At 39.3% G+C, this 14,665-nt stretch carries 13 protein-coding genes; 5 read left to right on the forward strand and 8 right to left on the reverse strand.

Annotated features, from left to right (window positions below; all coding sequences use genetic code 11):
- Positions 1-28: 28 nt before the first annotated feature.
- Together rsmD and mrdA are read right to left on the reverse strand one after the other, a co-directional pair.
- The gene (rsmD, locus tag EG365_RS13625) at positions 29-580 is read right to left on the reverse strand and encodes a 16S rRNA (guanine(966)-N(2))-methyltransferase RsmD (protein WP_000795836.1); all 552 of its coding nucleotides are present in this window, start codon (positions 578-580) and stop codon (positions 29-31) included.
- A complete protein-coding gene (mrdA, locus tag EG365_RS13630; RefSeq protein ID WP_000809155.1) occupies positions 580-2,598 on the reverse strand; it encodes a penicillin-binding protein 2 in 2,019 nt (672 codons plus the stop codon). The genes rsmD and mrdA overlap by 1 nt, the downstream gene beginning before the upstream one ends.
- A 236-nt stretch (positions 2,599-2,834) precedes the next feature.
- On the opposite strand from mrdA, the gene EG365_RS13635 reads away from it, so the two are divergent.
- The 4 genes from EG365_RS13635 (at position 2,835) to EG365_RS13650 (ending at position 5,677) form a co-directional block, all read left to right on the forward strand.
- Entirely contained in the window at positions 2,835-3,353 is a 519-nt protein-coding gene (locus EG365_RS13635) for a hypothetical protein (RefSeq protein ID WP_001227325.1), read from the forward strand.
- Positions 3,354-3,414: 61 nt separating this feature from the next.
- Positions 3,415-4,728, forward strand: coding sequence for a membrane protein (locus EG365_RS13640; protein ID WP_000895449.1), 1,314 nt, complete (start codon positions 3,415-3,417; stop codon positions 4,726-4,728).
- Positions 4,729-4,814: 86 nt separating this feature from the next.
- Positions 4,815-5,468, forward strand: a complete 654-nt coding sequence (gene adk / locus EG365_RS13645; protein ID WP_001220244.1) for an adenylate kinase — start codon at positions 4,815-4,817, stop codon at positions 5,466-5,468.
- A gap of 71 nt (positions 5,469-5,539) precedes the next feature.
- Positions 5,540-5,677 (forward strand): hypothetical protein, encoded by a 138-nt coding sequence (locus EG365_RS13650; RefSeq protein WP_000691574.1) that lies wholly within the window; start codon positions 5,540-5,542, stop codon positions 5,675-5,677.
- 29 nt (positions 5,678-5,706) lie between these two features.
- Here EG365_RS13650 and nth read toward each other — a convergent pair whose 3' ends face one another.
- Positions 5,707-6,399, reverse strand: a complete 693-nt coding sequence (gene nth, locus EG365_RS13655) for an endonuclease III (RefSeq protein WP_000279331.1) — start codon at positions 6,397-6,399, stop codon at positions 5,707-5,709.
- On the reverse strand, positions 6,400-7,191 hold the full coding sequence (locus EG365_RS13660; protein ID WP_001069888.1) for an RnfABCDGE type electron transport complex subunit B: 792 nt from the start codon (positions 7,189-7,191) through the stop codon (positions 6,400-6,402).
- A 271-nt stretch (positions 7,192-7,462) separates the two neighbouring features.
- On the opposite strand from EG365_RS13660, the gene gdhA reads away from it, so the two are divergent.
- Positions 7,463-8,866, forward strand: a complete 1,404-nt coding sequence (gene gdhA, locus EG365_RS13665) for an NADP-specific glutamate dehydrogenase (protein WP_000972056.1) — start codon at positions 7,463-7,465, stop codon at positions 8,864-8,866.
- Between the two features lie 54 nt (positions 8,867-8,920).
- Here gdhA and EG365_RS13670 read toward each other — a convergent pair whose 3' ends face one another.
- The 4 genes from EG365_RS13670 to lon form a co-directional block, all read right to left on the reverse strand.
- A complete protein-coding gene (locus EG365_RS13670; RefSeq protein WP_000696031.1) occupies positions 8,921-10,030 on the reverse strand; it encodes an META and DUF4377 domain-containing protein in 1,110 nt (369 codons plus the stop codon).
- Between the two features lie 169 nt (positions 10,031-10,199).
- On the reverse strand, positions 10,200-10,976 hold the full coding sequence (locus tag EG365_RS13675; RefSeq protein ID WP_000423001.1) for a dioxygenase: 777 nt from the start codon (positions 10,974-10,976) through the stop codon (positions 10,200-10,202).
- Positions 10,977-11,088: 112 nt separating this feature from the next.
- On the reverse strand, positions 11,089-11,568 hold the full coding sequence (rlmH, locus tag EG365_RS13680) for a 23S rRNA (pseudouridine(1915)-N(3))-methyltransferase RlmH (protein ID WP_000702193.1): 480 nt from the start codon (positions 11,566-11,568) through the stop codon (positions 11,089-11,091).
- Between the two features lie 301 nt (positions 11,569-11,869).
- Entirely contained in the window at positions 11,870-14,299 is a 2,430-nt protein-coding gene (gene lon / locus EG365_RS13685) for an endopeptidase La (RefSeq protein ID WP_001292274.1), read from the reverse strand.
- Positions 14,300-14,665 lie beyond the last annotated feature (366 nt).

Genomic DNA, 14,665 nt, shown 5'->3' on the forward strand with positions numbered 1-14,665 from the left:
GCGAAAAAGGTAGCTTAAGGCTACCTTTTTATTCGCTTACTTTTTGGTAAAGCCCTGCATGGACTGTACCAGCTTTGGTTGTTTTAACTTGCTGCCATGTTGCAGGAAGGTGAAGCTGAGATAAATCTCGGTCAGCTTCAACATAAATGTACCCATTATTTTTAATATGGATATCTGCTAAGTGGGCAAGTTCTTGCCATAAATTAAGACTATAAGGAGGGTCTAAAAAAACGACATCAAACTGTTCTTTTAGGCGTGGTAGAGCTTGTTGAGCAGTTGCATTAATTAAATGGCAATTCTGCGCTTTGAGCAATTGAATATTATCTTTTAAAAATCGTGCCTGCGTCTTATCTGGCTCAATCATATAAACAGATGCAGCACCGCGCGATAATGCTTCAAAGCCTAATGCCCCAGAACCTGTACAGATATCGAGAACATGAGCTTTTTGAATGTCCCACATGAGCCAGTTAAATAAAGTTTCGCGGACACGATCGGGAGTTGGTCTTAATCCTTCAATACTGGCGAATGGTAAAACTCGTCTTTTCCATTCGCCCCCAATAATGCGTAATTGATTTTTCATTATTCATCGACCTCGTTTGTAGCAGGACGAGTTGGTGTTGCCTGTGGAGTAGAGGCTGCTGCGGAAGTCGGAGCAGAGGTCGCAGGAGTAGAGCTGGCACTTTCATTACCACTTGGGAGTTCACCCGGTTTAATTCCAGCGGTCATCAAGCCACCATTAACCTGATGGTTGGCTGGTCGAATCGGATTTTTCTTACGGGTTAATAACCAGTAATCAAACACGGGTTTAGCAAGTTGGGCTGCTGAACCACCATGACGGCCATTTTCCCAAATAACTGCAATAGCGATTTCTGGTTTATCAGCCGGAGCAAAGCCAACAAAAAGACCGTGGTCAAGTTGGCGTTCACTAAGCGCAGCTTCGTTATAACGTTTACCTTGAGCAATACTTTTAACCTGTGCTGTACCTGTTTTTCCGGCAATTTGATAGAGCGGTGTACGGATGCCACGACCAGTACCTGATTGAATTACATCAATCATGGCTTCTCGCATTTTTACCCAATCTTCATCTGTACCATTGAAATTAATTTTTCCATCAGGTGCATTACGTACGGTAAAAGGTTTTGCACCATGGGTTGCACGTAAAACATGTGGAACTACATGCGAGCCATGGTTCGCCGTAATGGCAGTTGCCATGGCGAGTTGTAAAGGAGTTGCGGTAAATGCACCTTGACCAATACTGACTGAAATCGTTTCACCTTTCATCCATTTGGATTTGCGTGTACGCATTTTCCATTCAGGATTTGGATATAAGCCTTCACTTTCACTTGGTAAATCGACACCTGTTTTTTGGCCAAAGCCAAATTGGCGCATCCATTGGTTCATCTGATCGATGCCCATTTGATTGGCCAAAATATAAAAATAGGTGTCACAAGACATGATAATGGCTTTGTGCATGTTCACGATGCCATGGCCGGTTTTTTTCCAGTCACGGAATTTGTGTGAGTCACCCGGTAAATGGAAATAACCAGGGTCGGAAATAGCAGTAGCCCAATCAACAATTCCATAATGTAAACCGCCCATCGCTTCCATTGGCTTAATGGTTGAACCAGGAGGGTATACACCTTGTACTGCACGGTTATAAAGAGGCTGATCTATATTGTCACGTAGAGAACTATAATCTTTATGATTAATACCCGTCACAAATAAGTTAGGATTAAAGCTTGGGCTTGAAACCAACGCAAGAATTTCACCGGTGCGTGGGTCTATCGCAACAATTGCACCACGTCGACCTGCGAGCTGTTGTGATGCGACAACTTGCAAACCATAATCTAATGATAAGTAGAGATCATTACCACGGGTTGGGTCTTTACGGCCTAGGTGACGCAAAATATTACTATGAGCATCTGCTTCTACAGACTCATAACCAGGTGTTCCATGAAGTAAATCTTCATAGCTTTTTTCTACACCAATTTTACCAATCAGGTTTGTTCCAGCGTATAAATCTTTATCAATACTTTTTAATTCTTTATCGTTAATACGGCCAACATATCCAATCACGTGAGCAAATAAATCACCATGTGGATAATAGCGCGTCATTTGGGTTTCAATTCTAACCCCAGGAAATTTGTATTTAACTTCACTAAACTTGGCAATATTTGTCTCAGTCAAATTCAGTTTAATGGCCACACGTTCAGTTTTACGTGCTGTTTTAATACGGCTTTTAAAACGATCTACATCTTCTTGAGTGAGCTCTAAAATAGGCTGTAATTGTTCAATAACGGTATCAACGTTCTCAACATCTGCTTTACTTAATGTTGCAGTAAAAACAGGGTAGTTATCTGCCAGTAAAACCCCATTGCGGTCATAAATATAACCACGAGCAGGTGGAAGGGGTTGTAGGCGAATACGGTTTTTATCCGATGCTGTCGAGAACTCATCATAATGAAAAATTTGTAGATAAGCGTATCGGCTGGCTAGTACCAATAAACAGATAATCACAAGCCCTACGGCAAAAAATATACGACCTCGATAAATGCGCTTTTCTTGCTGGATATCTTTTAAAGGAAAGTGCTGTTTCATACGGATCGACTTAATGACATAGGGTGAGAAAAATAGCTGCTTATTCTAACGCAAGCGCACTTAAAATATCGCATATTTTTCAAAGTTTCAGTGAAGAGGCAAATTGGCTTTTTTGACTTTGTAGACAACAAAATTGTAGAGTCTTGTATATAAGAAGCAAAATAATTCTGTTAAAGTCTCTCATTCAATAGAATAGGGTTGTTCTCACCATACGATTAGGGAAAATGGAGAAAATAATGAGAAAAATTTATCCCTTACTTGCAGTTTTGACAGTAAGCAGTTGGGCACATGCTCAAGATTACTCATTTCTTCCAGAAGCAAAATTAGCAGATCATAAAGCATCTACCTGGAATGTAGGCGCCGGTTTTACACAAAAATTGTTACATCTCAATGGTGAGTGGGTAAATCCTTATGGAATTGCTTACGCAAAAGTTGGTGCATTTTTAAATGGCGATAAAACTGCTGGAGGACAAGTCGGATTCCGCTATCCGTACTACCTTACTGGAACAGATAAAAATGGTTACTATATTGGCTTTTATGCTGGACATCTTGATAGTAAATCGGTAGATGGAGATTATAAATCTCGTTTAGGTGCTGGTGTTGATTTGGCATATGTATTGTTGAATTCAGAAAGAATTAGTACGTTTAGTGTGGGTATCGGCGCAGCGGAAAAATTAACGGACCAGAATGGTGATGTTGCTGCAGATACTAAACCACAAATACAATTTTCTTATTCTCTAAGTTTTGGTTTATAAAACAAAGCAGTTTATCGTTAACTCGCCATAAGCAGAGCACAAATAAATACGAGAGTCTTACATGTTAGAGTACGTCAGCGGATTGTGGCAGACCTTTTTACACAGACCTGATTTTTGGGCCGTTTTGAGTATCATTCCGGTCACTGCCTTTGTCACATGGGCACATGTGTGGATGGCTTTAAAAATGGTGTTTTACCCAATCAAGTTTTGGGGATTTCATTTAGGTCCTTTACCAGTCGGCTGGCAAGGTATTGTGCCACGTAAAGCTGGACGTATCTCTGGAATTATTACCGATAATACTTTATCCAAGTTAGGTTCTTTGCGTGAGTTTTTAGAAGCAATGGACCCTGAAGACATGGCGCGTATTATTGGTGAGCAAGTCGGATTTGAACTTGAGCATTTGATTGATGAAGTCATGATCGATCGTAATGCAGTGCTTTGGGAAAATTTACCTTATTCGATTAAACGCCGTATTTATGCTCAAGCGCATAAGCAGTTGCCAGGTGTACTCAGAGAATTAGTGACTGAGCTGACTATGAACGTTGAGTCACTGGTTGATATGCGTGAAATGGTGGTGAGCCAAATGGAAGGTGATCGCCGTTTAATGGTACGTATGTTTTTAAAAGTTGGACAAAAAGAAATCAACTTTATTTGGCATATTAGTGCTTTAATCGGGATGTTCTTTGGTGTTTTCCAAATGGTGGTCTGGTTTGTGGTGCCTTGGCATTGGACAGTACCGTTTTGGGCGTCTATTTGGGGCTTTTTAACTAACTGGATTGCAATCTGGATGGTATTTAACCCGATTGAGCCGCATTACATTCGTTATCCGCAAATATTTAGATTAACAAAAGATCGTAAGTTCCCTTGGATTGTACCTGTTTTACGAATTGGTACTTATAATGTTCAAGGGGCTTTCATGAAGCGTCAAGAAGAAGTTTCAGAAGTCTTCTCAAGCGTAGTGACAGAAGATCTGATTACGTTAAAATCAATTATGACAGAAATGATGTATGGTTCACGCAAGGACAAAACGCGTCGTATTGTTAAACGTCATATTAACGAAATCATGGAAACTCCACTTGTTCGAACATCTTTACAGCTTTCTTTAGGCCCAAGAGAGTATGCAAGGTTAAAGACGGACTTGATTGATCGTTCAATTGAAATTACGATGGGACCGGTATGTGACCCTGCACTAAATGCAAGCCGGGCACAGAAGATTTTTCAAATGTTTAAAGAGCGTATTCGTGAACTAACACCAAAAGAGTTTCAGAATTTGTTACGTCCAGCATTTCAAGAGGACGAGTGGATTCTTATTGTACTAGGTGGGGTAACCGGATTTATTGCTGGTACAATACATTTGTTTGTGGCTTTCTTATAATTCGAAGTCGGGCAGGATCTATTGAAGATCAATGAAACTAAATCTGCCAGACCTCACATTCATTGTTTTAAATGAGGATGTTTTTTATGCGCATTATCTTACTCGGACCACCTGGGGCAGGCAAAGGTACTCAGGCTCAGTTGATCTGTAAGCGCTACAATATCCCACAAATTTCAACCGGTGATATGCTCCGTGCTGCAATTCGTGAAGGTACTGAATTAGGTTTAAAAGCTAAAAGTGTGATGGAATCTGGCGGTTTAGTTTCAGATGAACTCATTATCGGTTTAGTAAAAGAACGTATTGCTCAACCTGACTGCGTGAATGGTTGTATTTTCGACGGCTTCCCACGCACTATTCCTCAAGCAGAAGCTTTGGAAAAAGAAGGGATCAGCATTGATCATGTAATTGAAATTGATGTACCTGATGAAGAAATCGTAAAACGTCTTTCTGGTCGTCGTCAGCATCCTGCTTCTGGTCGTGTTTATCACGTTGTATACAATCCACCTAAAGTGGAAGGTAAAGATGATGAAACTGGTGAAGATCTTGTTCAACGTCCAGATGACCAAGAAGAAACAATCCGTAAGCGTTTAGCGTCTTATCACACTGAAACAGAACAATTGGTTGGTTTCTACCAAGGTCGTGCTGCTTCTGGTGAAAATGCGCCAACTTATGACAAGCTTGATGGCTTGCGTACAATTGAAGATGTACAAAAAGATTTGTTCAACATCTTAGACAAATAATTTAATATTATTTGTAATACCGAGCCCTCTTTGTGAGGGCTCTTTTCTTTCATTAAGTGCAGGAGAATGATTTGAAAATCATTTTGATTTTGGTGGTATTGCTGAGTCTGGCACTATTGTTATTTTTACTGTATCAAAGCTACAAAATGCTGAGAAAAGTACAAAAACAAGCGAAAGAAGAAAGAAAACAGCAAAAGCGTTTAAAGTAACCAAATTGGGTATAAGCTATACCCAACTTTTATTCTGCCTCAATATTTTTAACCGCAATTTGTTTTTGAGCACCAAATTCAAAGCGGTCCGGCCAGTTACATACATCAGCAACCACGCACTCTGAACATTTTGGTCTACGGGCAATACAGCAGTAACGACCATGTAATATCAGCCAATGATGTGCATCTAAAATAAATTCTTTAGGAATGACTTTTACTAAGCGGTGTTCAACTTCAAGAACATTTTTACCTATTGCTAAGCCCGTTCGGTTTCCAACACGGAAAATATGGGTATCGACAGCCATAGTCGGTTGACCGAATGCAGTATTTAAAACCACATTAGCTGTTTTACGGCCTACGCCTGGCAAAGCTTCCAAATCTTTTCGGTTACTTGGAACTTCACCGTTAAACTGCTCCATTAAAATCTTACAGGTCTTGATAACATTTTCGGCTTTTGCGTTATAAAGACCAATCGTTTTAATGTACTCTTTTAACCCGTCTACGCCTAAGTTATAGATTTTTTCAGCGGTGTTCGCAACAGGATAGAGCTTATCAGTTGCTTTGTTGACACTAACGTCGGTTGCTTGCGCCGATAACATAACGGCAATGAGCAATTCAAATGGTGATGAATACTTTAATTCGGTCTGTGGAGAAGGTCTTTGTTCACGAAGGCGTTCAAAGAAAATTTGAATCTGCTTTTTCGTCATATTTTTGACGGCCATTCACACCTCCTGTAATTGAATGAGTTGCTGTTGTAGTTCATCAAGTTGAAGACGCTTTTTGGCATCTTCTCGAACACTGAGCTGCTTTTCCAACTTTTTAATTTGAGTACGAATTTTCGCTAATTCAATTGTGGTTTTTGCATCGCTTACAATCGCTTCTTTTGGCTTCTCGATGAGCTGAATTGAAGGTAAATCATCAAGTGCTTGAGAGAACTGTGCAAACAGCTGAGTATCTATTTCAGCACGTACAACAGGGCCTTTGCGGTGAATACGGCGTTTTTCTTCACGTTGAATATGAGCGTAATAACGTTGACGTAAATCATTTTGTTCTGCAATGCGTTGCTGTTCGCTTGGCAATGCTTGAGTGTCTTCGACCAGATCAATACAGTCAACAGGGCAGGGTGGAATACATAACTCACAACCTGTGCATAGATCAGTCAAAATTGTATGCATGAGCTTACCACTACCAATAATGGCATCTACTGGGCAGGCATTAATACATTTTGTACATCCGATGCATTCATCTTCGCGAATAATTGCCTTCATGCGTTGTGGGCGTCCATCCGCCTGTACAGGCCAGACACTCGTTTCAGCAGGTAATAATGAGCGATTTAATAATTGTGCCAGTGCATCTGCCACTGGCTGTCCACCAGGAACACATTTATTTGCTTCTTCACCTTCAGCAATGGACTTTGCGTAAGGTAGACAGCCGTCACGGTGCCCACACAGACCACATTGTGTTTGTGGTAATAACGCATCAATCTCGCGTATGAGAGAAATAGATGGATTCATAGAGGAAAATAGCTTGCTTAAAACGATGCGATAATGAAGAAAAACCTAAGTAAGGTCAATGGATTTTAACGAATTTATTGGCTTTTTGATTGACCTAAAATGTCGCCAATATTGCACAATAATAGATCAATAAAAGTGAAAAGATAAATGACTATTATTGATTGTTAGACAGTTTTTCTAAAAATAAGTTTATGATAATTAAGAAGAATAAAATAATTTAAAATAACTATTGTTAAAATTGATGGAAAGGGATTTAATATTTTGCTGCTAAATGATGCATTTTAAAATGTATTGCACCAATTTAATTCATTACTATGCTGAGGACCGTGCATTGAAATATAACAACCTGAATGAATTCCTGAATTACGTGCAAGCGCGTGATCCGCATCAACCTGAGTTTTTACAAGCTGTCGAAGAGGTCATGACAAGCTTGTGGCCATTTATTGAAAAAAATCCAGAATATGCCGAGCAGGGATTGCTAGAACGTTTGGTGGAACCAGAACGTGTGATCCAATTTCGCGTTTCGTGGATGGATGATCAAGGGCAGACTCAAGTTAACCGTGCTTTCCGTGTTCAATACAATTCAGCAATTGGTCCATTCAAGGGTGGTATGCGTTTCCATCCGTCGGTCAACCTATCTATTTTAAAATTTTTAGGGTTTGAGCAAACTTTTAAAAACTCACTTACAACTTTGCCAATGGGTGGAGGAAAAGGTGGTTCAGATTTTAACCCTAAGGGTAAATCTGATGCTGAAATTATGCGATTCTGTCAGGCACTTATGATTGAGCTTTACCGTCATTTAGGTCCAAATACTGATATCCCTGCTGGAGATATTGGTGTGGGTGCACGTGAAGTAGGTTATATGGCTGGCATGATGAAAAAGCTCAGTAATGACACGGCATGTGTGTTTACAGGTAAAGGAATTTCATTTGGCGGTAGCTTAATGCGCCCTGAAGCAACAGGCTACGGTACGGTTTATTTTGCAGAAGAAATGCTAAAAACACGTGGGCAGTCTTTTGCTGGTAAAACTGTTTCGATATCTGGTTCTGGTAACGTTGCGCAGTATGCTGCTGAAAAAGCAATGTTCTTAGGTGCAAAAGTGGTTACGCTATCGGACTCAAATGGTACCGTTTATTTAAAAAATGGTTTTACAGATGAGTTGCTTGCTGAAGTTATGGAACTCAAAAATATCCAGCGTGGCCGTATTTCAGAATTTGCTTCTAAGCATGGCTTTGAATATTTTGAAGGGAAGACACCTTGGCATATTCCTGTAGATATTGCCTTACCATGTGCAACACAAAATGAATTAACTGGCGAAGATGCCAAAACGCTCATCGCTAATGGGGTAATTTGTGTGGCTGAAGGCGCTAATATGCCATCTACACTTGAAGCTGTTGAGCATTTTATTGAAGCTAAGATTTTGTATGCGCCTGGTAAAGCTTCTAATGCAGGTGGGGTGGCAACGTCTGGTTTAGAAATGTCTCAGAATGCGATTCGTTTAGGCTGGACACATGCTGAAGTCGATGAACGCTTACATGCAATTATGAAAGATATTCATGCCAATTGTGTTAGATACGGTACTAAAGAAGATGGTACTGTGAATTATGTAGATGGTGCCAATATTGCTGGTTTTGTAAAAGTTGCTGATGCGATGCTTGCACAAGGTATCTATTAAAATATAGAAATAAAAAAATCCGATGCAAAAGCATCGGATTTTTTAGTCTAAAACTTATTTTTTAGGCTTTTTAACGAGTTCTTGTTCTACAACCATATCTAATACATCTGCTTGGCTAGATTGATCTGCTGCCGGGTTTTTCACTTCAAAACGTTTTACACGTAAGATTACGCGTTGGTTTGGATTGTGTTCAAAACCTTCGATTTGACCGTAATATAATGACCAATTTTTGTCAGCATAAGTTTTTACGCCTTTGTCATCATATTTAACTTCACGAACTTGCAAGCAAGTTTGTGGTGCAACACCTGTGCAAGATTTAGTTTCTGGCGCTACTTCAAGGAAAACAGTTTTACCTTCAGATTGATATTTTGCTTCAGGTGTCATTTTACCCGTAAATGTATATTTCTGGCCTTGAGCGTCAGTTACTGTCAATGTTGGTTGATCAACATTTGTTGTATTGAGTTCAAATGGAATTGCACGTTTTTGGAAGAGGCTGCTAGAGAATTGTTCCTGTTTCATTAAAGCAGGTTCACAAGCCATCATAGTTGACATGACATCAGTCGTTACAATCGTATTGTTTTCAACTTTCCAAGTGGTGCCTTGGCGGTTACAACCTGTATCAATCGATAAACGGTCGTTTGTAAAGTTAAGAACAATCGGCTTTTTAGTATTTTCAGGTTGGTATGACCATGAATAATCAGTTAAAGCTTGAGTATTAGTTGCTTTTTCGCCTTGGAAAATATGCTTTTGACCTGCTTTATCTGTCACGCTTAAGATTACCAGACCATTGTTATTACTAATTTCGATTGGCAATTTCGCTTCACTAAAGATGCTATTAGACAATTGTTCTTGTTTCATTAAATCGTCTTGGCAAGCCATCATTGTTGATGCAAGTGGAGAAGTTATAAGTTGGTTGCCTTCAACTTTCCAAGTACCGCCTTGGCCATTACAGCCAGTGTTAATTGCTAATTTACCGTCTGCATTAAAGTTAAGAATAAGTGGCTTAGATGCTTTTACATTTTGATAAGTCCAAGTATATTCACTTAAAGTAGTAGCAAGATTTTGTTGTTGCTCAGATACAATTGGAGCTTGAGTGTTTGAAACTGTTTGACACGCCATCAAAGAAAAAGGTAATAACGCAAGAATTAAATATTTAATTTTCATTTAAAAAACTTCAAGTAAAAAAACAACAGCACTAAGCTTAAAACATTCTTAAAAAAAGAAAATGTAAACATTTGATTGTTTCGGTTTTTAAAATGTATAAGTTTGTAAATTATTCTAATTTTCAACAAAAATAGTGGTATACCCCGCAAAACGGGGTATTTTCCAAAAATTAATCAAAGCGGTATATGTCCATACCTAGTGAGCCCATTGTGAAGCTACTATGAACAATCGTAAAACGATGTCCCGTACCCATAGCGAAAAACAAAGGTGCAAAATGCTCAAGTGAAGGATGATTACGTTTCACAAACGGCAGGGTTTGCCACTCCAGTACACCATCATAATCTTGATGACTCAGCTTACTCACCACTGTATTTCTAAAAGTTGAAGCCCATTCAGGTACTTTCGAATTGTCACCTTGCCAAGACAGTTCAGCAAGATTATGAGTAATACTTCCAGAACCAATCAGTAAAATTTGTTTTTCACGTAAAGGTGCTAGCGTTTGGCCAATTCGATAAATTTCCTGTGCAGTTAAGCCCATAGGTAAAGAAATTTCAACGACAGGAATGTCTGCTTCTGGATACATATGTAAAAGAGGCATCCATACGCCGTGGTCACGAGGGCGAGTGCTATTGGCATGTGCGACAAAATGAGCATCTGCTAACAACTTCAAAATTTCTTCTGCAAGTTCGGGTTGACCGGGGGCACTATAGCGAATTTCATATAACTCTGGCGGGAAACCACGGAAATCATGCCAAGTTTCCGGACGAGTCGAACTACTTACTTCGAGTGCTTTACTTTCCCAGTGAGCAGACATCACTATGATTGCCTTTGGAGTAGGCAGATTTACACTAAGACGATGTAAGGCAGGACCCACTTGTTCTGGATCAAGTGCAAGCATGGGTGAACCATGTGAAATAAACAGTCCGGGAAGGGTTTGTAGTTCCATTTCATTACACCTGAGTTGAAAAGCAGAATAATAGTCATTATGCCAAAATCAGGACATGTTAAAAGTATCCTGATTTCAACGTATTGTTCTTAAAATGAAACGTTTGTTCTTTTTATGCACGGTGGTAAGGATGATTATGATTAATGCTCATTGCTCGGTAAAGTTGCTCGATTAATAAAATACGTACTAAAGGGTGCGGCATGGTAAGTTTTGAAAGTGACCAGTGCCAAGCAGCGGCTTTGCGTACTTGATCTGACAAGCCATCTGGGCCACCAATAGCGAGTGCCACATCATTACCTTCAAGCATCCATTGTTTCATGGTGTCTGCTAGTTTTTCTGTGCTGAGCTCGCGTCCGCCAACTTCTAAAGCAATGAGGGTCTCATTAGGTTTTAAAGCATTTAAAATACTTTCACCCTCGATTTGACAGTATTTTAAAATATCTGCTTCTGAATCATTTTTACCGCGTTTTGCCATTGGGAGTTCAATAACCTGAGTTTGAACAAAAGGCTGGATGCGTTTGAAATAATCTTCAAAACCAGTAAGTACCCAAGCAGGCATTTTTTGACCAATGGTCAGAATACGAATTTTCATGTTGTCTATTCAGTCAAAACAGCTGGCACATTATACCTGAGGAGAGGTTAACTGCGGGGGAGTAAGTGGGCATAAAAAACGCAGTCCAAAAAACGGTGTTGGACTGCGATCAAATGATCATCTGTCTGGAGTTCAGATGATCATAGAGAATAAAAACAAGGCTATCTGTGACATAAGATAGACAAGAGCAAATAATAGAATTAATTACTCTTACTTCTTATTATGAGGATGGTTGGATATTTTTCAATCAAATTGTGTAACAAAAAAAAGAGAGCCGAAGCCCTCTTTTTTTATATGTGAATTAGTGACGCGCTGCTTTTGAGCCTTCCACCGGTTTTACAATCGGTGTTTTAGGTAAAGGCTTTGGCATCGAAGTTAATGCTAAAGGTAAGATTTCATCAATGCTTTTCACAGCTTTGATTTCTAATCCTTCTTTCACATTGTCTGGAATTTCTGCCAAATCACGAACGTTATCTTGAGGAATAAAGACGAGCTTGATTCCACCACGATGTGCAGCAAGAAGTTTCTCTTTCAAGCCACCGATACGCATCGCACGACCACCTAGACTTGTTTCACCTGTCATTGCAATATCTGGTCGAATCGCAATTCCAGTAAATGCTGATACAAGTGCAGTTGTTAATGCCAAACCAGCAGATGGACCATCTTTTGGAGTTGCACCTTCAGGTAAGTGAACGTGTACATCAGTTTCTTCAAAGCGAGATGCTTCAATTCCAAGTTCATCGGCGCGTGTGCGTACTACAGTCATTGCGGTGGTAATTGATTCTTTCATTACATCACCGAGTGAACCGGTTGTAATGAATTTACCTTTACCTTTAACTGCGGCAACTTCAATAGTAAGCAATTCACCCCCTACAGAAGTCCATGCCAAGCCATTTACACGGCCTACTTGTGCTTCATCTTCGGCCATACCAAAGTCAAATTTATGTGGACCTAGGTATTCAGGAAGATTGGCAGAGGTAACGTCAAGCTGTAAGTTTTTAGATTTTTTACTTACCGCTTCTTTTACGACTTTACGTGCAATTTTAGAAACTTCACGTTCTAAATTACGTACGCCAGCTTCACGTGTATAGCGTTGAACAATGTCACGGATCGCTTCTTCATGAATAGTTAACTCTTTTGGACGTAGACCATTGTTCTTAATTGCTTTAGGAACAAGGTAACGCTCAGCAATGTTAACTTTTTCATCTTCGGTATAACCCGGTAGACGAATAACCTCCATACGGTCCAACAAGGCTTCTGGAATATTCATGCTGTTTGCAGTACAGATGAACATCACTTCAGAAAGGTCAAGATCAAGATCTAAATAGTGATCGTTGAACTTACTGTTTTGTGATGGATCAAGCACTTCAAGCAAAGCAGAAGCAGGATCACCACGGTAGTCTTGTGCCATCTTGTCAATTTCGTCGAGTAAGAACAATGGGTTCTTCACACCAACTTTTGTTAAAGACTGCACGATTTTACCTGGCATCGCACCAATATAAGTACGACGGTGTCCACGAATTTCTGCTTCATCACGTACGCCACCAAGCGCCATGCGAACAAATTCACGACCTGTTGCTTTCGCTACTGATTCACCAAGTGAAGTTTTACCAACCCCTGGAGGTCCAACCAAGCAAAGGATAGGGCCTTTGAGTTTTTTCACACGTGATTGAACAGCTAGGTATTCAACAATACGATCTTTAACGTCATCAAGACCATAATGATCGGCATCAAGAATCTCTTGCGCTTTGTTCAGGTTAATACTGACTTTGCTCGCTTTGTTCCATGGCGTATCTAGAATCACTTCTAGATAGTTACGTACCACAGCAGCTTCACTAGATGCAGGCTGCATTGCTTTAAGTTTACGGAACTCAGCTTCGGCTTTTTTACGTACGTGTTCAGGTAAATCAGCTTCAGCAAGACGTTTCTCTATTTCAGCAACGTCATCTTCAGCACCGCCATTCATATCGGAAAGTTCACGTTGAATGACTTTCATTTTTTCATTTAGAAAGTATTCACGTTGGTTCTTTTCCATTTGGCGTTTTACGCTGTCATGTAAAGTTTGCTCAATTTGCTGTTCAGCAGATTGATTCATCAAGTAGTTCATCAACTCTTGCAAATGAGCTTCAAACTCATCGTACTCTAAAAATTTCTGCTTAATTTCAATATTTAGAGGCACACGAGTTGCTACGAAGAACATCAATTGCAATAAGTCTTCGATTTTGTTGGCAGCAGCAACCAGTTCACGTGCATTACGTAATTTTGCTTCTGCATATTGAGCAAATAAATTACGTAACTCTTGTAAACGAGTTTCTTGCGTTGCCTTATCTACATTAATCGTCATTGGACTTAATTCATGTTCGGCAGTCAAATAACTATCTTCATCGATAATTTTTTTCAACTTAGAACGATGTAAGCCTTCAATAAGTACTTTAATGCAGTTTTCATCATTTTCATGATTAACTACTTGTACAATCTTAGCGACTGTACCGTACTGGTATAAATTGTCGTGATCAATTTCTTCTGTAAGCGAATCTTTTTGCGCAACTACAAATACTAAATTGTCACTGTTACGAGCCACATCAACTGCATTGATCGATTTTTCACGACCCACAAATAGCGCAATCTGCATGTGTGGATAAACCACCACATCACGTAAGGCTAATAGTGGTAATACACTTGGAACCTGAGGCTCTAAGTCAGTTTTTTCATTCATAATAAGTTCAGACATGGGCACTCCTAATGAGTGACAACGAGGTTGCCATGTTTTTTATAGTGATGTGTATTTTAAAAATTACAAGGGCATGACAATAGAAAATGTTGAAAAAAGGACTAATTTAGTCAACTTTTTTTTAAAAATGTTATGAATCAATAGATTAATTCTTAAGAAGAATAAAATTTTGTAGAGCGGCTACTCATTTTTACTTAATAATTCTTCTTCTCTTACTGGAGCAAGACTTGTTTGTAAGTAAAATTATTTGTTTAGTTTTAATTTTAAAATACATATTTTTATTAAGTATATTTAAATATTAATTATTTATATCATTTGTCTTATATTAGAATAATCACACTATAATTTATAATATACACCTGTATT

It is taken from the genome of Acinetobacter sp. FDAARGOS_494 (assembly GCF_003812225.1).
GTDB lineage: Bacteria > Pseudomonadota > Gammaproteobacteria > Pseudomonadales > Moraxellaceae > Acinetobacter > Acinetobacter baumannii.